At 49.9% G+C, this 24853-nt stretch carries 23 protein-coding genes; 19 read left to right on the forward strand and 4 right to left on the reverse strand.

The features are described 5' to 3' along the window. The first annotated feature begins 1 nt into the window (after position 1). From kdpA to DCMF_RS20970, 5 genes are read left to right on the forward strand one after another with little or no spacing between them, the layout of a single operon-like run. On the forward strand, positions 2-1723 hold the full coding sequence (gene kdpA / locus DCMF_RS20950) for a potassium-transporting ATPase subunit KdpA (protein ID WP_148136227.1): 1722 nt from the start codon (positions 2-4) through the stop codon (positions 1721-1723). A 20-nt stretch (positions 1724-1743) separates the two neighbouring features. Continuing rightward, on the forward strand, positions 1744-3780 hold the full coding sequence (kdpB, locus tag DCMF_RS20955) for a potassium-transporting ATPase subunit KdpB (RefSeq protein WP_148138014.1): 2037 nt from the start codon (positions 1744-1746) through the stop codon (positions 3778-3780). A 57-nt stretch (positions 3781-3837) separates the two neighbouring features. Next, the gene (gene kdpC / locus DCMF_RS20960; protein ID WP_148136228.1) at positions 3838-4422 is read left to right on the forward strand and encodes a potassium-transporting ATPase subunit KdpC; all 585 of its coding nucleotides are present in this window, start codon (positions 3838-3840) and stop codon (positions 4420-4422) included. 7 nt (positions 4423-4429) lie between these two features. Then, the gene (locus DCMF_RS20965) at positions 4430-7162 is read left to right on the forward strand and encodes a sensor histidine kinase (protein ID WP_148136229.1); all 2733 of its coding nucleotides are present in this window, start codon (positions 4430-4432) and stop codon (positions 7160-7162) included. Further along, the gene (locus tag DCMF_RS20970; RefSeq protein ID WP_148136230.1) at positions 7128-7811 is read left to right on the forward strand and encodes a response regulator; all 684 of its coding nucleotides are present in this window, start codon (positions 7128-7130) and stop codon (positions 7809-7811) included. The genes DCMF_RS20965 and DCMF_RS20970 overlap by 35 nt, the downstream gene beginning before the upstream one ends. 19 nt (positions 7812-7830) lie before the next feature. Here the strand turns inward: DCMF_RS20970 and DCMF_RS20975 are convergent, their stop codons facing one another. Genes DCMF_RS20975 through DCMF_RS20990 form a run of 4 tightly spaced genes read right to left on the reverse strand, consistent with a single transcriptional unit; the run spans position 7831 to position 9349 of the window. Next, positions 7831-8175: a phage holin family protein gene (locus tag DCMF_RS20975; protein ID WP_148136231.1), complete on the reverse strand. Its 345-nt coding sequence runs from the start codon at positions 8173-8175 to the stop codon at positions 7831-7833. Positions 8176-8201: 26 nt separating this feature from the next. Continuing rightward, positions 8202-8534 (reverse strand): hypothetical protein, encoded by a 333-nt coding sequence (locus tag DCMF_RS20980; protein ID WP_148136232.1) that lies wholly within the window; start codon positions 8532-8534, stop codon positions 8202-8204. After that, entirely contained in the window at positions 8524-8937 is a 414-nt protein-coding gene (locus DCMF_RS20985; protein ID WP_148136233.1) for an SHOCT-like domain-containing protein, read from the reverse strand. The genes DCMF_RS20980 and DCMF_RS20985 overlap by 11 nt, the downstream gene beginning before the upstream one ends. Positions 8938-8971: 34 nt before the next feature. Continuing rightward, on the reverse strand, positions 8972-9349 hold the full coding sequence (locus DCMF_RS20990; RefSeq protein WP_148138015.1) for a DUF2089 domain-containing protein: 378 nt from the start codon (positions 9347-9349) through the stop codon (positions 8972-8974). A 358-nt stretch (positions 9350-9707) separates the two neighbouring features. Between DCMF_RS20990 and lgt the strand changes: the two genes are divergently transcribed. The 14 genes from lgt to kce all read left to right on the forward strand — a co-directional run bounded on the left by lgt (position 9708) and on the right by kce (position 24747). Next, positions 9708-10502, forward strand: coding sequence for a prolipoprotein diacylglyceryl transferase (gene lgt / locus DCMF_RS20995; RefSeq protein WP_148136234.1), 795 nt, complete (start codon positions 9708-9710; stop codon positions 10500-10502). A 125-nt stretch (positions 10503-10627) separates the two neighbouring features. After that, complete coding sequence (locus tag DCMF_RS21000; RefSeq protein WP_148136235.1) at positions 10628-11353, forward strand: copper amine oxidase N-terminal domain-containing protein; 726 nt, start codon at positions 10628-10630, stop codon at positions 11351-11353. 189 nt (positions 11354-11542) lie between these two features. Continuing rightward, positions 11543-12115 (forward strand): metallophosphoesterase family protein, encoded by a 573-nt coding sequence (locus tag DCMF_RS21005; protein ID WP_214658789.1) that lies wholly within the window; start codon positions 11543-11545, stop codon positions 12113-12115. 139 nt (positions 12116-12254) lie between these two features. After that, a complete protein-coding gene (locus DCMF_RS21010) occupies positions 12255-13010 on the forward strand; it encodes an N-acetylmuramoyl-L-alanine amidase family protein (RefSeq protein WP_148136237.1) in 756 nt (251 codons plus the stop codon). A 173-nt stretch (positions 13011-13183) separates the two neighbouring features. Beyond that, positions 13184-14212 carry a GvpL/GvpF family gas vesicle protein gene (locus DCMF_RS21015; RefSeq protein ID WP_148136238.1) on the forward strand — a complete coding sequence of 343 codons (1029 nt, stop codon included), beginning with the start codon at positions 13184-13186 and terminating at the stop codon, positions 14210-14212. A 244-nt stretch (positions 14213-14456) separates the two neighbouring features. After that, positions 14457-15404 carry a LysO family transporter gene (locus DCMF_RS21020; protein ID WP_148136239.1) on the forward strand — a complete coding sequence of 316 codons (948 nt, stop codon included), beginning with the start codon at positions 14457-14459 and terminating at the stop codon, positions 15402-15404. A gap of 160 nt (positions 15405-15564) precedes the next feature. Beyond that, complete coding sequence (locus DCMF_RS21025) at positions 15565-16485, forward strand: DMT family transporter (protein ID WP_148136240.1); 921 nt, start codon at positions 15565-15567, stop codon at positions 16483-16485. A 276-nt stretch (positions 16486-16761) separates the two neighbouring features. Continuing rightward, positions 16762-17940 (forward strand): acetyl-CoA C-acetyltransferase, encoded by a 1179-nt coding sequence (locus DCMF_RS21030; protein WP_148136241.1) that lies wholly within the window; start codon positions 16762-16764, stop codon positions 17938-17940. An 82-nt stretch (positions 17941-18022) separates the two neighbouring features. Continuing rightward, positions 18023-19063 carry an L-erythro-3,5-diaminohexanoate dehydrogenase gene (kdd, locus tag DCMF_RS21035; protein ID WP_148136242.1) on the forward strand — a complete coding sequence of 347 codons (1041 nt, stop codon included), beginning with the start codon at positions 18023-18025 and terminating at the stop codon, positions 19061-19063. Between the two features lies 1 nt (position 19064). After that, the gene (kamB, locus tag DCMF_RS21040) at positions 19065-20099 is read left to right on the forward strand and encodes a lysine 5,6-aminomutase reactivase subunit KamB (RefSeq protein WP_148136243.1); all 1035 of its coding nucleotides are present in this window, start codon (positions 19065-19067) and stop codon (positions 20097-20099) included. 12 nt (positions 20100-20111) lie between these two features. Next, entirely contained in the window at positions 20112-21560 is a 1449-nt protein-coding gene (locus DCMF_RS21045; RefSeq protein WP_236860082.1) for a sigma-54 interaction domain-containing protein, read from the forward strand. Positions 21561-21637: 77 nt separating this feature from the next. Next, positions 21638-23197: a lysine 5,6-aminomutase subunit alpha gene (kamD, locus tag DCMF_RS21050; protein WP_335582358.1), complete on the forward strand. Its 1560-nt coding sequence runs from the start codon at positions 21638-21640 to the stop codon at positions 23195-23197. Then, positions 23190-23942 carry a lysine 5,6-aminomutase subunit beta gene (kamE, locus tag DCMF_RS21055; protein WP_148136245.1) on the forward strand — a complete coding sequence of 251 codons (753 nt, stop codon included), beginning with the start codon at positions 23190-23192 and terminating at the stop codon, positions 23940-23942. The genes kamD and kamE overlap by 8 nt, the downstream gene beginning before the upstream one ends. Beyond that, positions 23935-24747, forward strand: a complete 813-nt coding sequence (gene kce / locus DCMF_RS21060) for a 3-keto-5-aminohexanoate cleavage enzyme (protein WP_148136246.1) — start codon at positions 23935-23937, stop codon at positions 24745-24747. Before kamE ends, kce begins: the two co-directional genes overlap by 8 nt. Positions 24748-24853: the final 106 nt, after the last annotated feature.

The following is a 24853-nucleotide window of genomic DNA, read 5'->3' on the forward strand; positions in this document are numbered from 1 at the left end:
AATGGATAGCTTTACAAAATATGGGATGGACATTTTGCAAATGGTCATTTATCTGGCTGTGCTTCTTCTTTGCGCTAAGCCGTTGGGAGAGTTCATGGCTAAAGTGTATACGGGAAAAGCCACATTTTTAGACCGGGTGATCGGGCCGGGAGAAAGGTGGATTTACCGGATACTGAAAATTGATCCGGAAGAAGAGATGAATTGGAAAGAATATGCCAAAGCCCTGTTGATTTTTAATCTCCTGGGTATTTTTCTCACTTTTCTGATTCAGGTTTTTCAGGGCTTTTTTCCCTGGAACCCCCAAAATCTCAGCGGCGTATCTCCTTGGCTGGCCTTCAATACGGCAGTAAGCTTTGTCACCAATACCAACTGGCAGGCATACGGCGGAGAAACCACCATGAGCTATTTTACCCAAATGGCAGGATTGGCGGTCCATAATTTTCTTTCCGCAGCCACAGGCATCGCTGTGGTTGTGGCTTTAGCCAGAGGTTTGGGCAGGCGTTCCGCAGCCACAATCGGAAATTACTGGACGGACCTGACCAAATCAGTACTTTATGTGCTCCTTCCTCTTTCCCTGATCGGGGCATTGGTGCTGGTCTCCCAGGGGGTGATTCAGAATTTGTCTCCTTATCTTCATCTTACTACGGTGGAAGGAATAAAACAAAGTATCGCCATGGGGCCGGCGGCATCTCAGGAAATCATCAAAGAATTGGGCACCAACGGAGGAGGCTTCCTGAATGCCAATTCCGCCCATCCCTTTGAAAACCCCACTCCTTTCACCAATTTTATAGAGATACTGGCGATTCTGGTGATCCCAGCCGGGTTGACCGTTACCTTCGGGCGGATGGTAGGGGATACGAAACAGGGAAGATCCATCCTTACTGCCATGGTTGTGTTGTTTCTATGCACATTAGCAGGGTGTTATGCGGCGGAAATCATGGGCAATCCCCAGGTTTCTGCCCTGGAAATTCAAGGACCTTCGGCGCTGGAAGGCAAAGAAGTCCGTTTTGGCGTGGGAAACTCGGCCCTTTTTGCCACGGTAACTACCGCTGCTTCCTGCGGAGCGGTAAACTCCATGCATGACAGCTTCACACCCCTGGGCGGTCTGATGCCGATGCTGCAGATTATGCTGGGAGAAGTGATTTTTGGGGGTGTGGGTTCAGGATTGTACGGGATGTTGATTTTTGCTATTTTAGCCGTTTTCCTGGTGGGCTTAATGGTAGGCCGGACCCCGGAGTATTTAGGTAAAAAAATTGAGTCCTGGGAAATGAAGATGGCCGTCTTAGCGATCCTGATTCCGGCCGCTACCATCCTCATCGGCAGCTCGGTAGCGGCTGTGATCAAGCCGGGGGTTTCTTCCATCCTGAATCCAGGTCCCCACGGTTTGAGTGAAATTCTTTATGCCTACTCCTCTACCGCGGGAAACAATGGCAGTGCCTTTGCCGGCCTTTCTGTGAATACCCCTTTTTATAACGGCACACTTGCTTTGGCAATGCTGCTGGGTCGTTTCGGGGTGATTTTACCGGTGCTGGCCGTGGCGGGCAGCATGGTGGGGAAAAAGACAGTGGCAGCCGGACCGGGGACTTTTCGCACGGATACCCTGTTTTTTGCCGTGATGCTGATGATTACCGTGCTGATCGTGGGGGCTTTGACTTTCTTACCTGCCTTGGCTTTAGGGCCTCTGGTTGAGCACTTGCTCCTGTTTGCCGGAAAAGTTTTTTAAGAGGAATAGAGGTGACGAAAATGGAAGAGAAAACAAACAATAAGATCACTAAAACGATGATCTGGCAAGCGGTGAAAGAGTCCTTTTATAAGCTGAATCCCCGGACTATGTGGCGCAATCCCGTGATGTTTGTAGTAGAAATTGGCGCAGCATTAACCACGCTCTATCTGATTTGGGATGCCATCACAGGCCAGATGGACCATGGAGGGTTTAACCTGCAGATTACGATCTGGCTCTGGTTTACCGTGGTTTTTGCCAATTTTGCCGAAGGGCTGGCCGAGGGCCGGGGTAAGGCCCAGGCAGAAGCCCTGCGCAAGACCAGACGGGAAACCAATGCCAAAAAAATCGTGGGTGATGGGACGGAAATCGTTTCTGCCACAAAATTACGCCGGGGAGATATGGTGCTGGTGGAAGCAGGGGAGACGATCCCCGGAGATGGTGAAGTGATCGAGGGCATTGCTTCTGTCGATGAAAGTGCGGTTACCGGGGAGTCGGCCCCGGTGATCCGGGAGTCGGGAGGAGATCGGAGTTCTGTGACCGGGGGAACCAGAGTGCTTTCCGACTGGATCAAAATACGAATTTCCGCCGACCCGGGAGAGACTTTCCTGGACCGGATGATTCACCTGGTGGAAGGCGCCAAACGGCAGAGAACCCCTAATGAGATTGCCTTGTCGATCCTACTGGTGGGTTTAACCATCATCTTTTTGCTGGTGGTAACAAGCCTGGAACCTTTTGCCATCTATTCCCAAGCCGAAGTTTCCGTGACCGTGCTCGTGGCCCTGCTGGTCTGCCTGATTCCTACCACCATCGGGGGCCTGTTAAGCGCCATCGGCATTGCGGGCATGGACCGGCTTTTGAAGCGGAACGTGCTGGCCATGTCCGGAAGGGCGGCAGAAGCGGCAGGAGACGTGGATGTCCTCTTGCTTGATAAAACGGGAACAATTACCCTGGGTAACCGGGTGGCTGTGGCGTTTATCCCGGCACCGGGGGTCGAGGAGAAAGCATTGGCGGATGCGGCCCAGCTTTCTTCACTGGCGGATGAAACCCCTGAGGGCCGGAGTGTGGTGATTTTGGCCAAAGAAAAATACGGGCTGCGTCAAAGGGATTTAGCCGGGCTAGGAGCGACATTTATTCCCTTCAGCGCCCATACCCGGATGAGTGGGGTGAATGTGGAGGGACGGGAAATTCGGAAAGGGGCTGCCGATGCTATTGCAGGGTATCTATCTTCTCAAGGAGGCTCCCTGCCGGATGGAGTCGACAGCGCCGTAAAAGAAATTGCCAAAAAAGGAGGCACACCGCTGGTCGTGGCTCAAGGAGCTAAGGCATTGGGGGTTATTTACCTCAAAGACGTGGTGAAAGGCGGCATCAAGGAACGTTTTGCGGAACTGCGCCGCATGGGCATTAAAACGGTGATGATTACCGGAGATAATCCCCTCACTGCGGCAGCGATTGCCGCAGAGGCCGGGGTGGATGACTTTCTGGCGGAAGCCACTCCGGAAACGAAACTAAAATTAATCCGGGAGTATCAAGAAAAAGGCCACATGGTGGCAATGACCGGGGACGGCACCAATGATGCCCCTGCCCTGGCCCAGGCAGACGTAGGGGTAGCGATGAACAGCGGCACCCAAGCGGCAAAAGAGGCGGGGAATATGGTAGACCTGGACAGCAATCCCACAAAATTAATTGAGATTGTGGAAATCGGCAAACAGCTGCTCATGACCAGAGGGTCCTTAACGACTTTTAGTATTGCCAATGACGTGGCCAAATATTTTGCCATTATCCCGGCCCTTTTTGTCACCACGTATCCTGAATTAGGCGCATTGAATGTGATGGGCTTGGCGACGCCCAACAGCGCCATCCTTTCGGCTGTGATTTTTAACGCCCTGATTATTGTGATGCTGATTCCTCTTGCTTTGCGGGGTGTGACCTACAGGCCGCTGGGGGCGGATGTGCTGCTCCGGCGAAATATGTTTATTTATGGGTTAGGCGGATTAATTGCTCCCTTCCTGGGCATCAAATTAATTGATCTGGTTCTGGTGATAGTAGGAGTCAAATAAGCTATGTCCCTATCAACAGGAATGATAGGATAGAAAAAAGAAAGAGGTTTTGAGCGGATGATCACACAGTTGAAAAGAGGATTTTTTCTTTTACTGATCATGACTGTCCTGACGGGACTTCTCTACCCGCTGGCAGTTACTGCATTGGCCCAATTGATTTTTCCGGCCCAGGCCAACGGCTCTCTGGTATACCGGAACAATCAGGCAGTAGGGTCGGTTTTGATCGGGCAGGCCTTTTCCGGGCCGGAATACTTTCACGGCAGACCTTCCGCTGCCGGGCAAAAGGGATACGATGGTGCCGCGTCTTCCGGATCCAATTTAGGCCCCACCAACAAGGCCTTGTTGGCACAAATCGCCCAACGGGCGGAAGATGTGCGCCGGGAAAATGGAAAGGCCCCCGGCACACCGGTACCGGCGGATTTGGTTACTGCTTCCGCCAGCGGCCTGGATCCCCATATCAGCCCGGAAGCAGCTTATTTTCAGGTCTCCCGGGTAGCCCGGGCGAGAAACCTGCCGGAAAAAGAGGTGCGCGGCCTGGTGGAGAGCCGGGTGGAAGACCGGGTCTTAGGAATTTTGGGAGAGAAAAGGGTAAATGTCTTGCAGTTAAACTTATCTTTGGATAGGATGGAAACAGAGAGGTGAAAGAGAAATGGGGGAAAATAAACGTCCCGATCCGGATGCTCTGCTGGCCAATCTGAATCAGGGCCGGGGGAAGCTGAGCGTATTCCTGGGAGCAGTAGCGGGAGTGGGCAAAACCTATGCCATGCTGGAGGCGGCCCGGGAGGGGCTGGCCGAAGGGTGGGACATCGTAGCCGGTTGGGTGGACACCCACGGACGAAAAGAAACTGAAGCCCTCCTGCAGGACATCCCTCTTGTCCCCCCGCGTAAGCTGGAATACAGGGGGAAAGAGTTTCCGGAGATGGATTTGGATGCGCTTCTGGCCCGGAAGCCGGAAATTGCCTTAGTAGATGAACTGGCCCATACCAATGTTTCCGGCTCCCGGCATGCCAGACGCTATCAGGATGTGGAGGAACTGCTCCAGGCCGGGATCAACGTGATCACCACTTTAAATATTCAGCATGTGGAGAGCTTAAATGATATTGTTGCCCGTATTACCGGGGTTACCGTCGGTGAAAGGGTGCCGGACAAGATCCTGGAAAATGCGGAAATCAAATTGGTGGACATTCCTGCGGAAGACTTAATCGCCCGGTTAAAGGAAGGAAAGGTCTATGTTCCCGGCCAGGCGGCAGAGGCCTTGAAAAAATTCTTCCGCCCCGGGAATATTAATGCTTTACGGGAGTTAGCCCTGCGCTATACCGCCCAGCGGGTAGACCGGCAGTTGGAAAACTATATGCGCGCCAAGGCTATTGCCGGTCCCTGGCCGGCAGGAGAAAAGGTGCTGGTTTGCGTCAGCCCCAGTCCTTTTGCCCCCCGGTTAATCAGGGTGGCCAAGCGGACGGCGGCGGGACTGCATGCCGATTTGCTGGCGGTTTACATTGAGCCGCCCAACTGTGATTTGAGTGAAACAGAAAGGAACAGGCTGACGAAAAGTTTCCGTTTGGCCGAAGCACTGGGCGCAGAAATCATCACTCTGACCCGGGACGATGTGGCAGAGGGGCTTTTGGAATTTGCCCGGGATCGAAATGTCACCCAGATCGTGATCGGAAATCCCCTTCATTTTAAATTTGGCAATCTGTTTCGGGGATCGGTGGTAGATCAGGTGATCCGCCGCAGTGAAGGGATCAGCGTTCATGTGATATCTGCTGATTCTAAAGAAGGAAAAGGGTCGGAGCAGCCGCCCAAGAAAAAGACCCGTTCCCGGAAAAATAAAAAAGTCAGCCGCATGGCGTATGTGTGGGGAATCTTAGGGATCACGCTACTCACCCTGATGTTGAAAATATGGGGATCCTACCTGGGTCAGATCAATATTGCCCTTCTCTTCCTGCTCCCCGTTTTATTCACTGCGGTAAAATGGGGCCATCGGGTTTCTGTGGTGATGGCCTTTCTGGCCATTTTGGCCTATGATTTTTTCCTGGTGCCCCCTTTCAGAAGTTTTACCGTGGCTGACATCCGTTATGCGGTCAGTTTTCTCATCTTTATGACTGTGGCCTTGCTCACAGGCACCATGTCTCAGCGCCTGAAAAACCAGGTCCACGCCATCCGGCAGCGGGAAGTGCGCATGGCCGCCCTGAATACCCTGAGCCAGAAGATTGCTTTTACCATTGATCTGAACACAGTCTTAGATACCCTGGTGAAAAAAATTTCTGAGACCCTGGACGGGCAGGTGGTGGTTTTTTTGGCGGAGGAAAATGAAAAACTTCTCATCAGAGCCGGTACTTTTTTGCCTATTGACGAAAATGAACTGGCTGTTTCAACCTGGGTCTTTCATCATAACCAGGCGGCGGGACGGGGAACGGATACCCTGAACGGCGTCCAGGGATTGTATTTGCCTTTAAGTACGGAACAGGGCGTGGTAGGCGTTCTCGGCATCCATTTTAATAAACCGGAATATTATTTTCACCCGGAATACCGTCATTTGCTGGAGGCTTTTTCCAGCCTGGCCGCAGTAGCGGTGACCAGAATTAAGTTATGGGAAAACGCCCAAGAGGCTCATTTGCTTAAGGAGTCGGACCGGCTCTATTCGGCCCTGCTGAATTCCCTCTCTCATGATTTGCACACACCCCTTGCTTCCATCATCGGTGCCATAACGGGGTTGATAGAGGGGGAAGAAATCTATGATGCTGCGGCGCGCCGGGAATTGTTTCAAACCATTAACCAGGAATCTCAGCGCATGAACAGGCTGGTCAATAATCTTCTTGACATGACCCGTCTGGAAGGAGGAATTCTCAAGCTCAAAAAAGAATGGTGTGATTTAGAGGATATTATCGGCGTAGTCATGGGACGCCAAAAAGAATTTTTGGCCAAAAGGACTGTAAAAATTGTGGTGGAACCGGCACTCCCTTTAGTGTTGGTGGATTTTGTCCTGATTGAACAGGTGCTCGTGAATCTGATGGATAATGCACTGAAGTATTCTGATCCGGAAAGCGAAATTTCCCTATCCGCCCACAGGCGGGATGAATGGGTAGAACTGGCCGTAACTAACCTGGGCAGGGAAATCCCCCCGGGGGATTTAGAGAAGATCTTCGAAAAGTTTTACCGCATTCATTCCATGATTCCCACAGGGGGAAGCGGGCTGGGGCTGGCCATTTGCAAGGGTATTATCGAAGCCCACGGGGGAAAAATCCGGGCCCAAAATAATCCGGGGCAAGGTGTTACCTTTGCCTTCACGCTTCCTCTCCCGGAGCGGATTCCGGATGATGCCGGCTTAGAGAAAGAAGGAAATGAAGATGAACCCCAAAGGAGTCCGGGTATTAATCATTGATGATGAGCCCCAAATTCGACGGTTATTAAGAGTAACGCTGAAGGCCCACGGCTGTGAAACGGAGGAAGCGATGGACGGGAACACCGGTTTGCAGCAGGTCGTCTTTTTCCGTCCCGATTTAATTATTCTGGACCTGGGCCTGCCTGATCTGGACGGGCTGGAAGTGGTGAAGCGGGTAAGAGAATGGTCCGCGGTACCGATCATTGTTTTATCTGTGCGGGATCAGGAGCAGGACAAGGTGAGCGTTTTAGATGCCGGAGCGGACGACTATTTAACCAAGCCCTTTGGTTTGGGTGAGCTGTTGGCCCGGATGCGGGCGGCTCTGCGCCATGTGGGAGGGAAGAGCGAGGAACCGGTACTCCGTTTTGGAAACCTGGTGGTTGATTTGGCGCAAAGACGTGTGGAAGTAGACGGGCAGGAGATAAAATTGACCCCCATCGAATGGGATATTTTAAAAGCTTTAGCGGTAAACGGGGGAAAGATTTTGACCCACCGGCAGCTTCTTCGTGCCGTATGGGGACCGGGATATGAGGAAGAGATCCATTACCTCCGTGTCTATGTAGGGCAACTCCGGCGTAAAATTGAGGCAAATTTTGCCCAGCCGGTGCACATTATTACAGAGCCGGGGGTAGGATACCGGTTGTTATGAAGAAAAACATTGAGATTGATCAGGATTGATGCCGCAATGCTTTTACCGTCATATTCAGGGCGGAAATGATCAAAGCCGTGCCCAATGCCGGCCAGAAGCCCGGCACGGTCAGGCCGGGAATGAACAGGTCCGCCAGCATCACCATCCAGGTGTTCATGATGAAGGTAAACAGGCCCAAAGTGAGGAGATTAAGGGGCAGCGTTACGATGAATAAGACGGGACGAAGGGTAAAGTTGATCAGTGTCAGGATCACGGCTGCCCCCAAAACAGCCAGCGGGGAAAAAAGGTTGATCGCGGGGAAGAGAGCTGCAGCGGCATAAAATGCGGCGATGTTAACGACAATTCTGGTGATCAGTTTTTCCATGATTCATTCCTCCCAAACAGGTAAGACTAGAAAAAGTCAATTTTCACCCGGCATAAGCGCGGTTTTTTGGTTTCTACTTCCGCCATGCACCATCTGCCGTAATGGCACAGTTCGTTTAAAATGCTGCGGCACATCTTCACTATTGTGCTCGGTTTGATGCCGGGGCCCTTGCCCCGGCATCCATGTTGAGGGAAGGGCAGAGACGCTTTGGGACTGATTAATTCCCAAAATTCAACCAGTTCCGAGAGCGCATCTAAAGTTTGGCCCAAAAGAAACAATGGAAGAGGAAAAACCAGACTTAGGCGGTCAACTTTAATTTTGACCAGCATCAACAAGCTGCGGTTTTTATTAATCCACATAGACTTCTACCCGTACCTGTCCTTCTACCGGGTCCATGACGTCTATGTCCACCAATTTCTCGTCCACTAATCCTTGCTCAATGGCCTTTACTAATTCTCCAATGTCAATCTGGCTCAGGTCGATTCCCTTTTTAGCCATTTCGTTCCGGGCTTCTTCAGGAATGAAATTCATGCCGAAGCCGGCAAATTTTGAAGCTGCTTTCAATAAACCCATGGGAATGTTGACGTTCACCTTGGTAGAGTTGGCCGTATACACGCGCACCCGCAGGAAACGGTTCTTAAGGGACACCACGCTTGCTTTCTGTTCGCCGTCCTCTAATGCCTGCAGCAATTCCAGTCCTTCCGCCGCACTTATTTTTCCTTCTTCAATCATCACCAGTATTTTTTTCTTTTCTTCCTTCATTGTCCGAAGACCCCTTTCCATTTGTTTGATGCTTTTATTTTCCGCTGCGCCTTAATTGCTCCGCAGCTTCACCGGGGGTAATCTCACCTTTTTCCAGGGCAGCAAGGATTTCCTGTTTCCGATCTTCCCCAGGATCGTTTTTTTCCACCCGGTAACCCAGGAATTCGATGACTCCGTCCAGCCGGTTTCTTACAGTAGGGTAGGAAATGCCCAGTTCTTTTTCCACATCTTTGATGTTGCCCCGGCATTTAATGAATACTTCAATAAATTCTCTCTGGTCGTCGGGTAACTGGCAGAATTTACAGGTGGCAAATTCCCCTTCCAGTTTGGTAGAACAGAAATTGCAGGATAATTTACTCACAGACAAAGCATGACCGCATACGGGGCATTTTCCGGGGGCTTGATACTTTATGATAATCACCTTCTTTGTTTAATATGCTAAATTTAAGGTAATTCTACATCTGATATTTAATAAAGTCAATATATATATTAAAAAAGTTAATATTAAAATTAAAATAATTAATATTTTACTAGTGTTGCCGAAATGGGGCGGGGGTATGTATGCGTGAATCAGTAAAAAAAAGTTTATGATTTGGCAGGAAAAAGCGGGATCGCGGAAAATATTGTCTCATGAAGGCAGAGAGGGATTGCGGGAAAGTGTGGTGTAGGGAAAAACCTTGTTATAAATAAGTGATCAAAGATCATACTATTAAAACAGTGGCCAAAAAAGGATCAATGTTTGGCAGAAAAAGGGAAAGAAGGACAGAATCATGTGGATACCGAATCCTGTTGCATTTGAAATCGGGCCTTTTGCCATCCGGTGGTACGGAATTCTCATGAGTACCGCCTTGGCTTTGGGTACTTTTCTGGCCTACCGGGAGGCGGAAAAACAAAAGATCGACCCGGAAAATATTATTAATCTGGTGGTGATTGCCGCTCCTTTGGGTTTTATCGGGGCCCGTATTTATTATATTGTTTTCTTTAATCTGGAGTATTATCTCTCCCATCCGGCGGAGATTCCCGCTGTTTGGCACGGGGGCCTGGCGATACACGGAGCGCTGATCGGCGGTGTTTTAGGCGGCTACCTGGTGGTGCGGCATTATAAACTTGATTTCTGGCAGATGGCGGATATTGTGGCACCAAGTCTTATTTTGGGTCAGGCCATCGGCCGGTGGGGAAACTTTTTTAATCAAGAAGCCTATGGTTATGAAACGAATTTGCCCTGGGCCATGTATATTGACGGGGCTTACCGCCACCCCACCTTTCTCTATGAGTCCCTTTGGGACCTCATGGTATTCGTTTTTTTGCTTTGGCTGAGACGAAAAAACTGGATCAAACGGGGCGATGTATTTGCCTCCTATTTTGCCTTTTATTCTTTAGGCCGGGTGTTTGTGGAACATTTCCGCACGGACAGCCTGATGATGGGGCCCCTCCGGGCTGCTCAGGTGGTAAGCATCCTGGGCATGATTGCCGGGGTCTGTTTTATTTGGTACAACCATCGGCAAAGGGTGGTGCCGGCGGAAGAGAATTTGCCTCTCAAAGAACCGCCCAAAAAGAGAAAATAATCCCCCTGTTATTTATGAACAGGGTTTTTCTTTTTTAGGGAACCTTTTCAAGACTTTTTACATCTATATGGTAAGCATTTTCATGGATGGCCGTTTTTTTCATTCAAAAGGAAGAGGTGAATAGGATGAATAAACGATTTGCAGCTCTGGTTGTTTTAGGTGTCTTTTTGGGAGGAATCACTGTGGGGGTTCTTGCGGCAAGCCCCATTCGCATTATGGTAAACGGGGTTGAAGTGAAATCCGATGTAAATCCCCAGATCATAAAAGGACGCACCATGGTTCCTTTAAGGACTGTGGCGGAAGCGCTGGGAAATGAAGTAAAATGGGACGGCAAAACCCAAGAGGTGAAAATCGACTCCGGGGACAATGTATGGGAGGAGCCTTTTGATCCCTGGAAGAACCTGGACGATTACCGGGCCGTATCCGTGGTCTCCCAGTATTTATCCCTGCTGCAGGGGGCTGTATGGGGAGGCGACCTGGATAGCTACCCCTTCCTCTTTTCAAAAGCAGTTCGGGAAGCTGCCGAGCCATGGAACAGAGTGTGGCAGCCCTCTATGTCCGGACGGGTGGGCTCGTCGGTCTGCCGCCTGAGTTTTCAAGTCCTTGACGGCCATGTGGCGGGAAAAGATGCGCAAGGATATCCTGTTTATGAGGTTGCAGCCCGCCTAAACTATTATGACCCGGGGGCCGGGGAGCCTGTATTAAAGGAATGGGTAAAAGTGTATACCGTTATTTCTGAGGTTTCCCCGGATCAGAATGGGATCAACGGTAACCATATGGTGATTGATGGAGAAAAGACAATGAAAGAAGTGCCCCATAAGTCGAACCAAATGCCAAGTTTTTGGAACTAGCAAAATTTTTCTGTCAGACGGTCCCCAGGTATTTGCAGCCGGATCCTAAAAAGCCCTTTGGGGCTTTTTTTAATCGGTTTTCCCGGTACCCGGATCCCGAAAAGCCCTTTGGGCTTTTTTCTACCGACATAGGTGATGTTTTTTGATCATATAAATAACAAAGCAGCCTATTCCAGTGGGGGGAAGACTATGATTCATATGGGCATTATTTCCGACACACATATTGGACACCGGGAAGTAAAATCCGCCAATTGTGGCATACCCCCAGTAATATTAGAATCTATTAAAACCTGTGATCTCATTGTCCACTGCGGTGATATCGGATGCTGCAAAGAGGTATTGGCTTTTCTGTCCCGCCTGGCTCCTGTGACGGCGGTGAAGGGTAACCACGACAAGCATACAAAAGAAGGGATTCCTTTTAAGGTGAAAATGGATTTAGCCGGATGGCGCATCGGCATTACCCATGGTCACGGAGACAATGTACGCAGGGAACCCTTAAGTATTATCAAGTTTTTTAAAGAGCCTCTGGACATCATTATTTTTGGACATATTCACCGGCCTTTTGTTTATGCGGACCAAGACCTGGTATTATTAAATTCCGGAAGTACGTCCAGTACGTCGTATACTCCTTTTGCCAGTTTCATGACCGTGCTGTTCCAGGAAGAAAAAATTGAAACTACCATCCATGTTCTGGATAGGAAACGGGAAAAAATCGAGAAGATCCAAAAAGCGGCTTTTTTAAAACCGGTAGGAGGGAAATAACAGTTTTCACTCTCCCCTAAGATATGGAACAGAAATGGGGAGATATTCATAATATATTAATAGCATAGACAAGCATAGCACAGGAAGCCCTAAACCGGTTCCGGGCATTTTATTTATCAAAACTGGAGGAAAGACGATCATGAAAATTGGGATTGATCCCGGTCATGGCGGGGAAGATTCCGGAGAGATTGGGTCTTCGGGGTTAAAGGAGAAAGAAATTACTTTAGCAGTGGGGATGTTATTAGGGAACGCGCTAAAGGACAACGGGCTTGATGTCGTTTATACCAGAGAAAAAGATACCACGGTAAAATTGCCTGTGCGGACAGATTTGTTAAATCGCGCCAAATGTGATGTGATTATTTCCCTTCATGTGAATGCGGCCGGCGACAGTAAAAAGAACTATTTAACGACGCGGGTCCAATCAAAGAAGGGAAAAGCGGAGGTCCTGGCGTTATTTGTGCAGCGCCGGTTGGTCGCGGCAACCGGATGGCGGGATGGCGGTGTGCATGAAGCGAAAGTGCCTGTAATCCAAGAAACTAGAATTCCCACAATTATTGTGGAACTAGGCTTTATCTCCAATCCGGGCCAGGAAAAATGGCTCGCCGTTCCGGAGCATCAACGCAAACTTGCGCACGCAATCGCTCAAGGGATCCTTGAGTTTTGGGGACAACCCTATCAAGAACCGGAAGTGAAAAAGGGGAAAGAATCCTTAGCCGGTAAAAAGATCGATCGGGAAGTAAAGGTGATGCTGGGAGGAAAAGAAATACCCGCCGGGATGATTCGGACGGAAGAGGGAAAAGAAAAGGCTTTAGTCCAGTTAAGCGACATCGCCGACCTGTTAAGGCTGCAATTTAAATATGACCCTGAGACCAAAACCATTACGGTGAAGACATGAAACAAGAAGTCCCGGTCAGCTGAAGGAAGATCGCCCATGGTGAAAATTAATTGATTATGGTTTTGAATAGGTAGCTGGAGACATATGATAATATATCTCCAGTTTTTCTGTGGACCCAATAGAATGATTTATTTTGCCAATTTCATAAAGCTTAAAACAGGGAGAGGAGAGCAATGATAACAAGTAACTCTGTTCTGGATTTTCTGCAGCCGGAGCTGGATAATATGATTAAAGAGGCAAAAGAGACCGCCTTAAAAAATGTTAAAGAAAAGCTCATCTTAAATTTTGAGAGTATTCTTTATGAACAAGCGATGAATCAGCTGTCAAGCCGGCCTTTAGCCAAAGAGGTGCAGGTGACCGAACCGTTTCAGTATAGGTCTTCCCAAGCTATCTCCGGTGCGCACAAAAAGGTCTATTTATACGGAATTACGGAAGTGGCCGCGGACCACTTTGTTTCCCAGGGAAACTTTGACGGTATTGCCGATGGGACCAAGGTTTTTACCCTGATCCATAAAAATCTTCTTGCGGTAATTAGTGAAGTATCTCCAGAGGATTTTAACGAAGGGAAGATCCCGGAATTAGCGGAAAAGAGGGAGTGGCTGGAAGACAAAACGGAGCGCCATCAAAAGGTCATTTCTCTCTTAATGGGTAAATATGCCGTGATTCCCATGGGTTTTTGCTCTCTTTATCCGTCCCAGGATCAATTAAGGATTTTTTTAGAGGAGAACTATCATGATCTGATCGAACAGCTCACGAATATTCATAACAAAACGGAATGGGGATTAAAGCTCTACCTAAACGAGGAGCTGTTTAAACAATTTCTCCAGGAAAAAGATGAGAGTATTAACAATCTGATGAACGAAATGTCTCTTAACCAGACAGGGAAAGGGTATTTGCCCAAGAAAAGGTTAGCCAACCGGATCGAGAAAAAAGCCTTTGATATTGCCGAGGAGGTACACCGCCGGCTGTGCCGTTTTTCCGCCGGTGCTATTTTAAATAAACTTCCTCCGAAAGAGGTTGGGGGGAAGGGAGAACGGATGATTCTCAATGGCGCTTATTTATTAGAGAAAAACAAAGAGGATAATTTTTTTGAGACCGTAAAATGGCTGGAAGAAACAGAAGGGCCCCGGGGTTTTGTTTTTGAGATTACAGGGCCATGGCCCTGTTATAATTTTTGCCGTGTTTCGTCCACGGGTACCTGATGATCAAAAAGAGCCGCGGACTAGTGGGCCCCGGGGACAGTATCCCGGCATGCACATCGTTAACAGACTCCAACCCCCAAAACTCAGACCTCTCAAAAGCGCGGCCGCCGGCCGCGCTTTTTGACGATACCGGGGAAGATCCCCCTGGAAGCTTTCCTGCCGATAAAGCCTGCCATCCTTCCTTACGATTTGGCATAAAGCTTGCAATGCAATATTGTTTGACAATGAAAAGGAGGGAAAGAAAATGACCTGGTTCCCCTTTATTTGCCTGGGAATTGGAGCCTTGATAGGTTTCACCAGGTGGGTTAAACCTATGTTGAAATGGGTTGATCTGATCATCAACATAGGCTTAATCATCTTAATGCTTACGTTAGGCGCTAAGATTGGCAGCAACGATTCTCTGATTAGCAGCTTGGGGCTATTAGGTTTTAGATGCTTACTCACAGCAGCTTTAGCAATTGCTTTTAGTGTGCTATTTACGGTGCTGTTGGAAAAAACAATACTCCCCTTAGAAGAGGTTCAAAAGAAGCTAGCCAGCCAAAATATGGGCATTGAACAGGAAATTGATCATATTGAAGAAAAAAAGCCCGCATCACCCCTGGTCTGGATGATGCCGGCCTGTGTGATTTTAGGCATAGGGATGGGATACCTGTTGATTTCTCCCCCGCAAATTTTTGTCTTGGATTACACGCTGATGGTATCTCTCGTGATCATTTACGTAGGGGTGGGTATTAGCTTTGGTGTGAACCGGGATGTCTTCCGATACGTTCGGGTCTTAGGCTGGAAGATTGTACTGATTTCGGCAGCTATTGTTGCCGGAAGCCTGGCCGGCGGGTTTGCTTCCGGGCTGGTATTAGGGATGCCGGCTTACATTACCGTTACTGCGGCCGGCGGCATGAGCTACTATAGTGTTACCGGTGCTTATTTAACGCAGGTATATGGTATCGAAGTAGGAGCATATGGTTTTCTCGTGAATGTGGCCAGAGAGTTCCTGACCGTGCTCTTTCTGCCTCTTTTGATAAAAATCAGTAAAGGCAGCCCAATTGCCGGCGGTGCGGCAGGAAACATGGATACCATGCTGGCTCCCGTTACTAAATTTGTGGGACCGGAACTGGGACTGGTGACCCTCATTACAGGGACTATTCTTACCTTCCTCGTTCCTTTTCTGCTCCCGGTTCTTGTGCACCTCTAATGGGACGGAGAAGGCCACCCACTATGCTGGAGTATCATTTGCCGGCATGCCGGGTGCTTTGATTGCTGTGCGGCTTATTTTGGGGTTGTAATGAAAACGGAGCCGGTATTTGATATAATGGTTACATATTTTTCTAATTCTAATTAATGGAGGACACAGGGTGAAAAGTTCGGTGCGTTCAATGGTAGCAGACTTGAGTTTGATTTTCATCGCCATGATTTGGGGTTTTTCTTTTACGACGATCAAGGTTTCTATCGGCATGATACCGCCCATGGAGTTTATCGGCGTGCGTTTTGTGATTGCCTCTGCAGTACTGGCTATCCTCTTTTACAAGCATCTCCTGCGCACGAACCGGTACGAAATCATGGCCGGGTGTGTGATCGGCATCTTTTTGTTTCTCGGCTATTGTACCCAAACCATCGGCTTGCAGTATACCACCCCGGGAAAATCAGGCTTTATTACCGGGATCTATATTGTGCTTGTACCATTCCTGGCTTCCATCATCCAAAAGAAGTCTGTGGGCGCGCTGCCTATTACGGGAGCGGTGATTGCGGTTACGGGTCTGGGGCTGCTCTCGGTAAATTTAAATGAGCTTTACCTGCTCGGTGAAGGGGATTTTCTCACCCTCATTTGTTCTGTTGGTTTTGCCTTACATATCCTGTGTGTGGAGCGGTATTCCCCCAAGTATGATCCTTTTGTGCTCACCATCGTCCAGATTGCTTTTACCGGTGTTTTAAGCCTGATCTATTCCGGCCTGTTTGAGACCTTTCAGCCCGGGATACCGGGTCAGGTGTGGCAGGCCATTTTGTTTACGGCTTTGCTGAGCACCTGTTTTGCCTTTCTTGCCCAAAACATTGCCCAAAAATTTACCTCCTCCAGTCATACGGCTTTGCTGCTTGGATTGGAATCCCCTTTTGCTCTGCTCTTTTCCATCCTGTTGTGGGGTGAATCCCCCACCCTGCGGGGATATATCGGATGTTTGCTGATTTTTGCGGCGATCCTGCTGGTAGAAATGGGGCCTATGCTCTTCCGGAAAAAGGCTGGTGAAATTACCGGTGCGGAGATGTGTGAAAAAGGGTAGGAAGTTTCCGGGAAAGGATGTTCTTTGAAATGCCCAAAATTAGGCATATACTTGCCCAATTTTGGGCATTTTTGCGCTGCCCAGGTTTTTTCAGGAACAAAACGCACAAGTGCCGAATCCTAAGCATTTTCTTTTCCAATAGGAACATAAATGGCTCCATATCAGCCTCAAATATGGTTTTAGGGCTGCGCGAAAAAAATGGTATGGATTTTGCATAGTAACATATAAGAGAATCTAGTCAGTGTAAAAAATTAAATATGAAAGGGAGGGGAAGAAATGAGTATACCTGTCATTGTCAGTGCTGTACGCACGGCGATAGGCAGCTATGGAGGAGCGCTTAAGGATGTAAAAGCAGCGGATCTAGGAGCCGCGGTCATTGCTGAAGCTTGTTCCAGAGCAAAGATTGCTGCCGAGATGGTGGAAGAAGTAATTATGGGCAATGTTCTGCAGGCCGGGTTAGGGCAAAACGTGGCCAGGCAGGCGGCCTTGAAGGCGGGATTACCCGTAGAAGTTCCGGCCATGACCGTTAACAAAGTTTGCGCATCCGGAATGAAAACAGTTGCTTTAGCCGCCCAGGCCGTGCAAATGGGTGACGCCCAGGTCGTGGTGGCCGGAGGGACGGAAAATATGAGCCAGGCGCCTTATCTGCTCTACAACGCCCGGTGGGGCCAAAGAATGGGAGACGGCGTGCTGGTGGATGAGATGATCAAAGACGGCTTGTGGTGCGCCATCGGCGATCATCATATGGGGATTACCGCAGAGAACGTAGCCCAAAAATATCAGATCAGCAGGGAAGAACAGGATGAATTTTCTTTCCAAAGCCAAAAGAAGACGGACAGCGCCTGGGGGCAGAATCTTTTCGAACAGGAAATTGTCCCGGTCTCTATTCCGCAAAAGAAGGGCGAACCCGTGATATTTAAAAAGGATGAGCACTTTAAACCCGGGACGACACGGGAAAAGCTGGCCGCCTTAAAACCGGCATTTCAAAAGGGTGGTACGGTCACCGCGGGAAATGCCTCCGGCATTAATGACGGCGCCGCCGCCCTGGTGATCATGTCGGAAGAACGGGCCCATAGTTTAGGGCTGGTTCCGCTGGCCCGGATTGCGGCCTATGCCTCCAGCGGCGTGGAACCAGGGGTGATGGGAATGGGGCCGGTGGCGGCGGTTCATAAGGCCCTGGCCAAAGCAGGCTGGAAGCTGGAGGACATTGATTATATCGAGGCAAACGAAGCCTTTGCCGCCCAAAGTGTCGCCGTAGGAAAACAGCTGGGCTGGGATGCCGGCAAAGTGAATGTTTGGGGTGGAGCCGTGGCCTTAGGGCATCCCATCGGCGCCAGCGGGGCTAGAATCATCGTCACTTTACTTCATGTGATGGAAAAGAACGGCGGGAAAAAAGGTTTGGCCACCTTATGTGTGGGCGGGGGCCAGGGCATGGCAGTGCTTGTCGAAAAATGAAGGAATTGGCGGTAAAAAAACTGAAGCCCTGGTGAAGGAGATAAAACTAAGATCATAGAATCATTTTCAGGAGGTTAAAAGAATGTACAAACCGGGATGTCCGTACGGAACGCACAGAGTGCTGGAGCCGAAAGGAGTATTACCCCAGCCGGCATGGAAAATTGATAATACCATGGAGATTTATGACAATGAGCTTCTCATCGATGTCGATACCTTGAATATTGATGCCGCCAGTTTTACCCAAATTAAGAAACAGGCGCAAGGGGATGCGGAGGCTTTTGCGGCCATTATGCGGGATATCGTCAGCCAGCGGGGTAAACATCACAACCCGGTCACCGGGTCCGGCGGCATGCTGATGGGAACGGTGCAAGAAATCGGTCCCAAATTTGCCGGGAAAACCCCGGTAAAAGTGGGCGACAGGATCGCCACCCTGGTTTCCCTGTCCCTGACACCGCTGCAGATCCATCGCATTAAAGCCATCGATATGGAGAAAGACCAGGCTTCCGTAGAAGCCCAGGCGATCCTTTTCAGCAGCGGAATCTATGCGGTGCTGCCGGAAGATATGTCCCCCACCCTGGCTTTAGCCATATTGGACGTAGCAGGCGCTCCGGCCCAAACGGCCCATCTGGTGCGGCCGGGACAGACGGTGCTGATTATCGGCGGCGGGGGAAAATCCGGACTGCTGTGCGCCTATGAAGCGAAGAAAAGAGCAGGAATTACGGGCAAGATTATCGGCCTGGGTTCAGGAAAAGCCAGTTGTGCGCGCATGGAAAGATTAGGAGTCTTTGACCATATTCTTCAGGTGGATGCCACGGATCCCCTGAAAGTCTTGGCCGCCATTCAGGAGGCTACCCAGGGTAATCTGGCGGATGTGACGATTAACTGTGTGAATATTCCGGGAACCGAAATGAGTTCCATTCTGGCCACAAAGGAAAACGGCCTTGTTTACTTCTTCAGCATGGCGACCAGCTTTACGGCGGCTGCCCTTGGTGCGGAAGGAATCGGCAAAGATGTGACCATGCTCATCGGCAACGGATACTGCAAGGACCATGCGGTGGTTTCCCTGCAAACAGTGCGCGAGTGCCCGGTCTTGATGGAAATATTCCAGGAGCTTTTTGCCTGAGATGGATCATTGGGATGGGCTGCTGCACAGTCACAAGGGCACTTTGACAGTGGTGGGCATGGCAAAAAACGTGGGCAAAACGGTGACCCTGAATTCCCTGATCGATTTCTTTTCCCGGCGGGGATGGACCGTCGGCGTGACTTCCGTGGGCAGGGACGGAGAAAGATATGATGCCTTGACCCAGCTCAGGAAACCTGCCATCACTTTACAGCCGGGGACTTTTCTGGCCACGGCGGACCTGGTCCTGGGGAACCAAAAACCGGTGCAGCTTTTGAGATACACGGGGATGCGCACGCCCATGGGAGAAGTGGCCCTGTTTCAGGTAAAAGAGACGGCCGATGTGGTGGTGGCCGGGCCGAGCAAAAACCATGAGTTGAGGAAGGTAGTGGAGCTTTTCCTGGCGGACCTAAAAGTCCGGTGTGTTTTAATCGACGGGGCTTTTGACCGGCAGAGTGCGGTGGATCCCGCCGTAAGCGGAAAGGTGATCTTAGCCAGCGGCGCTACTTTGAGCCGAAACATGGAAGAAGTGATCGCACTGACGAAATGCCGGGTGGAGCAGCTAACCCTGGCTCCCTGCCCGGCCCCTTTGAAAAAAATGATAGAGAACAGTGGGGCCAGAATCCTTCTTTTTGACGGGGAAAATATCAGGGAAGTATCCTTGCCCACGGCTTTGCTTCGGAAAACAGCCTGGCGGGAAATTTTCCGGGAGCAGCCTTCCGACCTGTTTATTAAGGGGGCTGTAGGCAATGAACTGGCGGAAGCTTTGCTGGAAAATAGAGGGCCTTGCCGGGTCATTGTCCCCGATGGGAGTAAAGTTTTTATCGACGCCTTCCTGTGGAAAAGGCTGGCGGCCCAGGAGATTTTTTTTCAAGCACTGCATCCTATTTGTTTGCTTGCTGTTACCATCAACCCTACCTACCCGGGCGGAAAGGGCTATGACCCGGATGAGCTGCTGGAGAAAATGGGCAGCGCCCTGCACCCGCTTCCGGTGCTGGATGTAATGCAGGGCAAAAAGTATCAAAGAGAGTTCCGGTAAGGAGGAAATGAATTGGAGAACCTGTCAAATACTGGCGACGGTTACTTGGATCTGGTTTTTGATTTGTTGGAAGATGCCGTGCAAATTGTAAACTGTGCGGGCATGACCGTCTATTACAATCGAGCTGCGGCAGAAATGGATGGACTAAACCAAGAGGATGTGATCGGAAAGCATATTTTACAGGTTTATCCGTCTTTAACACTGGAAACCAGTAGTTTGCTGCAGGTTTTGGAAACTGAAAAACCTATTCTCAATCAACAGCAGTCCATCGTTAATAGTCTAGGTAAAGCAATGACCCTGCTTTATTGTACCTACCCCCTTTATCAAGAGGGTAAATTGATGGGAGCTTGTGATATCTCGAGAAATATTACCAAAATGAAGGAACTGTCCGAACGTGTCCTGGACCTCCATGCGGAACTGGTGGATTCCAAGTCTCCCAATCGGAAAAAACCCCGGGCTTTTCTCACCGGGGGATTAGCCCGCTATACTTTTAATGACATTATCGGCCAGCATGAATCCATCATCAATTTAAAGGTAAAGGCCCAAAGAATTGCCGGAAGTTCCTCCCCTATTCTGGTTTACGGAGAGACAGGGACGGGAAAAGAGCTGGTGGTTCAGTCGATTCATAATGCCTCGCCCTTTAAACACGGGCCTTTTATCGCCCAGAATTGCGCCGCCTTTCCGGTGACTCTGCTGGAAAGCATCTTATTTGGCACGGTAAAAGGCAGTTTTACCGGGGCGGAAGATAAACCGGGATTGTTTGAACTGGCGGACGGCGGCACCCTTCTTTTGGACGAAATCAACTCTATGCCCATGGAACTGCAGAGTAAGCTTTTACGGGTTTTGCAGGAGGGGGCGGTCCGGCGCGTAGGGGATACCAGAATGCGGCCGGTGGATACTAGGATCGTGGCCTGCACCAATGTAGAACCGGAAAAAGCGGTGCAAAAAAAGGAATTGCGCATTGACCTTTATTACCGGCTGAATGTGGTCTCTTTGCGCGTGCCCCCTTTGCGGGAGCGAAAAAGCGATATCCCGGCCTTAACAGATTATTTTATCAAAATGTATAACAACAAGCTGGGCTGCCGGGTAAACAGGCTCAGCCCCGAGGCGAGCCAGATGTTTATGAACTACTCTTGGCCGGGAAATGTCCGGGAATTGCAGCATGCCATCGAACATGCGGCAAACGTGGTATCCGGTCCCGTGATCGGACTGGAACATTTTCCGGACCACTTGCAGCAGATCCATAAAACCATCCTCGATGATGAAGCTTTAAATATGAACGGGCAGGGGAATTTGCCCGAATTATTAAGAAAAGTGGAGATGAAATGCCTTACCCAGGCCATGGAGAAGTGCGGCTTTAATATTTCCCGGGCCGCGCTGCACCTGGGCATACCCAGGCAAACGCTGCAATATAAATTAAAAATCTTCGGTATCCTGGGAGAAGTGGGAAAATCCTCTTAATTGGGGACATTCCTCTGACGGGATAGGAATACCCAAAATAGAGGTGTGTCCCCTGACCTTTAAAGGAGGGATAAATAGTGAAGCTGGATTTAGATGAGAATCTTGTGGCCCGTGGCCGCGAGATGGCGGGGAAGATTGTCGATGAAGTACATAAACATATCGAAAGTCATACCACGGTTGCTGTAGAAAGAGCCGTCCTGCGCCTGCTGGGCGTGGACGGAGTTGACCGGGCGGAGGTGCCCCTGGCCAACGTGCTGGTGGATCAACTCCGCCGGGAAGGGGTTCTGGGCAAAGGGGTCATTTACTGGATCGCCAATGCCTCCCTTCAGCTAGAGCTGACTCCCCAGCAAATTGTCGAAGCGGCGGTGGAGGGAAAGATGGAACTGACCAAGCTGCCTTCCCGGCCGGCCGATGGAGTGAAAAATAAAGCGGAAAGCCTGGCGGAACATGCTTTGTCCACCATCCGGGCCAGGCGGAGAGAACGGGAAGAACTGATCCGGACTTTGGGAAAAGGGAAAGAACCCCTGATCTATGTAATTGTGGCCACGGGAAATGTTTATGAGGATGCGGTTCAGGCCAAAGCTGCCGCCAAGCAAGGGGCGGATATTATTGCCGTGATCCGGACCACCGGTCAGAGCCTCCTGGATTATGTGCCCTATGGTCCTACCACCGAAGGCTTTGGGGGCACCTATGCCACCCAGGCCAATTTTAAGATCATCCGCCAGGCTCTGGACGAAGTCAGTCAGGAAGTGGGCCGCTATATTCATTTGACCAATTATTGTTCCGGGCTGTGCATGCCGGAAATCGCGGCCATGGGGGCCATGGAACGCTTGGATATGATGCTGAACGACTCCATGTACGGAATTATTTTCCGGGACATAAATATGAAGCGGACCTTTGTGGACCAGTTTTTTTCCCGGCTGATCAACGGCTATGCCGGAATTATTATTAATACCGGGGAAGATAACTACCTGACTACCGCTGATGCCATCGAGAGTGCCCACACGGTGCTCGCTTCCGAACTGATTAATGAGCAGTTTGCCTTCCGGTGCGGCATGAAAGAGTCACAGCTTGGTTTGGGGCATGCTTTTGAAATCAACCCGGATGTGGAAAACGGTTTTTTGTACGAGTTGGCCCATGCGGAACTGGTGCGCAATGTATTCCCCTATTCTCCCATTAAATATATGCCTCCCACCAAATATATGACCGGCAACATCTTTAGAGGACATATCCAGGATGCCATGTTTAATACCTGTTCGGTGATGACCGGCCAAAGTATTCATCTCCTGGGCATGCTCACGGAAGCCATCCATACGCCCCATATTCATGACCGTTTCCTCAGCATTCAAGCCGCCAAGTATATCTTCAACAATATGCGGGGCCTCAGGGACGAGATCAGCTTCCGGTCTGACGGTTTTATCCAGACCCGGGCCAAAGCGGTGTTGCAGGAAACGGTAGATTTTCTGGAAAAGGTGGCCCGCATCGGGCTGATGCAGGGCCTGGCCCAAGGATGGTTTGCCGATATTGTACGCACGCCTGAGGGCGGGAAAGGTTTGGAAGGCGTCATACCGCGGGATCCGGATTATTTGAATCCCCTGATTCCGCTGATGCTGAAGGGAGGAAGGGCCGATGCCTAATCACGCTGCAGTCAAACCCTATGGGGATACCATGGATGACGGCATGATCCAGATCTCATTCACCCTGCCCGTGCCTCTGTCCAATGCGTCAAAGGAAGGGGCCCGGCAGCTGATGCTGAAGCTGGGACTGGAGGAGCCTGCGGTAGTACATGCCGAAGACCTGGGGGAAATCTTCAGTTATTACGTGGTTTATGCCAAGTGTAAAGAAACGGTTGATCTGAACCAAATCGTGGTCCCTGAAGTAAAGGTGAAGGTACTGGATAAACACGAAGTGGACCAGTTTATTGCGGATAAATTTAAGCGGAAGCTGAATATTGTGGGGGCCTGCATCGAAAGCGACGCCCATACCGTAGGGATCGATGCTATTATGAACATGAAGGGTTTTAACGGTCATAAGGGTCTGGAGAGCTTCCACGAGATCAATGCCTATAATTTGGGCGCTCAGGTTACCTGCGAAGAAGTGATCAGAAAGGCTTACGAATTAAATGCCGATGCCATCCTGATCTCCCAGGTGGTGACCCAGAAAAACATTCATATCACCAATTTGACCAAACTGGCGGATATGCTGGAAGCTGAGGGACTGAGAGAAAAAATCATCTTAGTCGTGGGCGGGCCGAGAATCAACCATGAACTGGCGAAGGAGCTGGGCTATGATGCGGGCTTTGGGCCCAACACCTATGCGGAACATGTGGCCTCCTATATTGTCCAGGAGATGGAAAAGGTAAGAGGTGTTTTTATTGGATAAACTGATCATTACGGTTGCTGCGGTCGGTGCAGAAGTGACAAAAAAAGATAACCCGAATTTACCGGTTACCCCTTTGGAGATCGCGGAGGAAGCCCAACGATGTGCGGAAAAGGGAGCCTCCATCATTCACCTGCACGTCCGTGACGGGGACGGCAACCCTACCCAGTCCAAAGAGGTTTTTGCCGAAACCATTCGATTGATCAAAGAACGTACCAATATCATCATCCAAACCTCTACCGGAGGCGCTGCCTGGATGAGTGGGGAAGAGCGCCTGCAGCCCATTGAACTAAAACCGGAAATGGCCACCTTAACCACCGGAACGGTAAACTTTGGCGCGGAGCTATTTTCTAACCCTACGCCCATGGTGGAGCAATTTGCCAAAAAGATTGTCGAGAACGGGGTGAAGCCGGAAATCGAGGTTTTTGAGGTAGGGATGATCAACAATGCCTTGAATCTGGTAAAAAAGGGCATTTTGCAGCTGCCCCTGCATTTTGATTTTGTCATGGGTGTTCCCGGGGGAATTCCCGGGGAACCGAGACATTTGCTCCATCTTGTGGAGTCTCTTCCCGCCGGGTGCACCTGGACTGTGGCAGGTATCGGACGCTATGAGCTCTCTCTGGGCACTCTGGCCATCCTGCTGGGAGGAAATGTCCGGGTAGGATTTGAAGACAACATTTTCTACGCCAAGGGAGTACTTGCCCAAAGCAATGGGCAACTGGTGGAAAGGATGGCCCGGCTGGCCAAAGAACTGGGCAGAGAGGTTGCCACCCCGGACGAAGCGCGGAAAATTCTGCACTTGATTTAAATAGCTGGTTTCCATATGCTGAGTTTTCAGCGTAATAGCCGAAAATTCAGCATATCATTTTTAATATTTGCCCTCATTTTTTTTATTTTTCTATATCATAAATTTA

This window comes from Candidatus Formimonas warabiya, from assembly GCF_002777255.1.
In the GTDB taxonomy this organism is placed as follows: Bacteria; Bacillota; Dehalobacteriia; order Dehalobacteriales; family Dehalobacteriaceae; genus Formimonas; species Formimonas warabiya.

Bases quoted from the DNA above. Each gene is read 5' to 3' on its own strand.
- kamB (WP_148136243.1), top strand. From the start codon at position 19,065: ATGGATCATTGGGATGGGCTGCTGCACAGTCACAAGGGCACTTTGACA.
- DCMF_RS21000 (WP_148136235.1), top strand. From the start codon at position 10,628: ATGAATAAACGATTTGCAGCTCTGGTTGTTTTAGGTGTCTTTTTGGGA.
- DCMF_RS20985 (WP_148136233.1), bottom strand. From the start codon at position 8,937: ATGAAGGAAGAAAAGAAAAAAATACTGGTGATGATTGAAGAAGGAAAA.
- DCMF_RS20980 (WP_148136232.1), bottom strand. From the start codon at position 8,534: ATGTGGATTAATAAAAACCGCAGCTTGTTGATGCTGGTCAAAATTAAA.
- DCMF_RS20975 (WP_148136231.1), bottom strand. From the start codon at position 8,175: ATGGAAAAACTGATCACCAGAATTGTCGTTAACATCGCCGCATTTTAT.
- kdpA (WP_148136227.1), top strand. From the start codon at position 2: ATGGATAGCTTTACAAAATATGGGATGGACATTTTGCAAATGGTCATT.
- DCMF_RS21030 (WP_148136241.1), top strand. From the start codon at position 16,762: ATGAGTATACCTGTCATTGTCAGTGCTGTACGCACGGCGATAGGCAGC.
- DCMF_RS21005 (WP_214658789.1), top strand. From the start codon at position 11,543: ATGATTCATATGGGCATTATTTCCGACACACATATTGGACACCGGGAA.
- DCMF_RS20970 (WP_148136230.1), top strand. From the start codon at position 7,128: ATGAACCCCAAAGGAGTCCGGGTATTAATCATTGATGATGAGCCCCAA.
- kdpB (WP_148138014.1), top strand. From the start codon at position 1,744: ATGGAAGAGAAAACAAACAATAAGATCACTAAAACGATGATCTGGCAA.
- DCMF_RS21020 (WP_148136239.1), top strand. From the start codon at position 14,457: ATGACCTGGTTCCCCTTTATTTGCCTGGGAATTGGAGCCTTGATAGGT.
- DCMF_RS21015 (WP_148136238.1), top strand. From the start codon at position 13,184: ATGATAACAAGTAACTCTGTTCTGGATTTTCTGCAGCCGGAGCTGGAT.
- DCMF_RS20965 (WP_148136229.1), top strand. From the start codon at position 4,430: ATGGGGGAAAATAAACGTCCCGATCCGGATGCTCTGCTGGCCAATCTG.
- kamE (WP_148136245.1), top strand. From the start codon at position 23,190: ATGCCTAATCACGCTGCAGTCAAACCCTATGGGGATACCATGGATGAC.
- kdd (WP_148136242.1), top strand. From the start codon at position 18,023: ATGTACAAACCGGGATGTCCGTACGGAACGCACAGAGTGCTGGAGCCG.
- lgt (WP_148136234.1), top strand. From the start codon at position 9,708: ATGTGGATACCGAATCCTGTTGCATTTGAAATCGGGCCTTTTGCCATC.
- kdpC (WP_148136228.1), top strand. From the start codon at position 3,838: ATGATCACACAGTTGAAAAGAGGATTTTTTCTTTTACTGATCATGACT.
- DCMF_RS21010 (WP_148136237.1), top strand. From the start codon at position 12,255: ATGAAAATTGGGATTGATCCCGGTCATGGCGGGGAAGATTCCGGAGAG.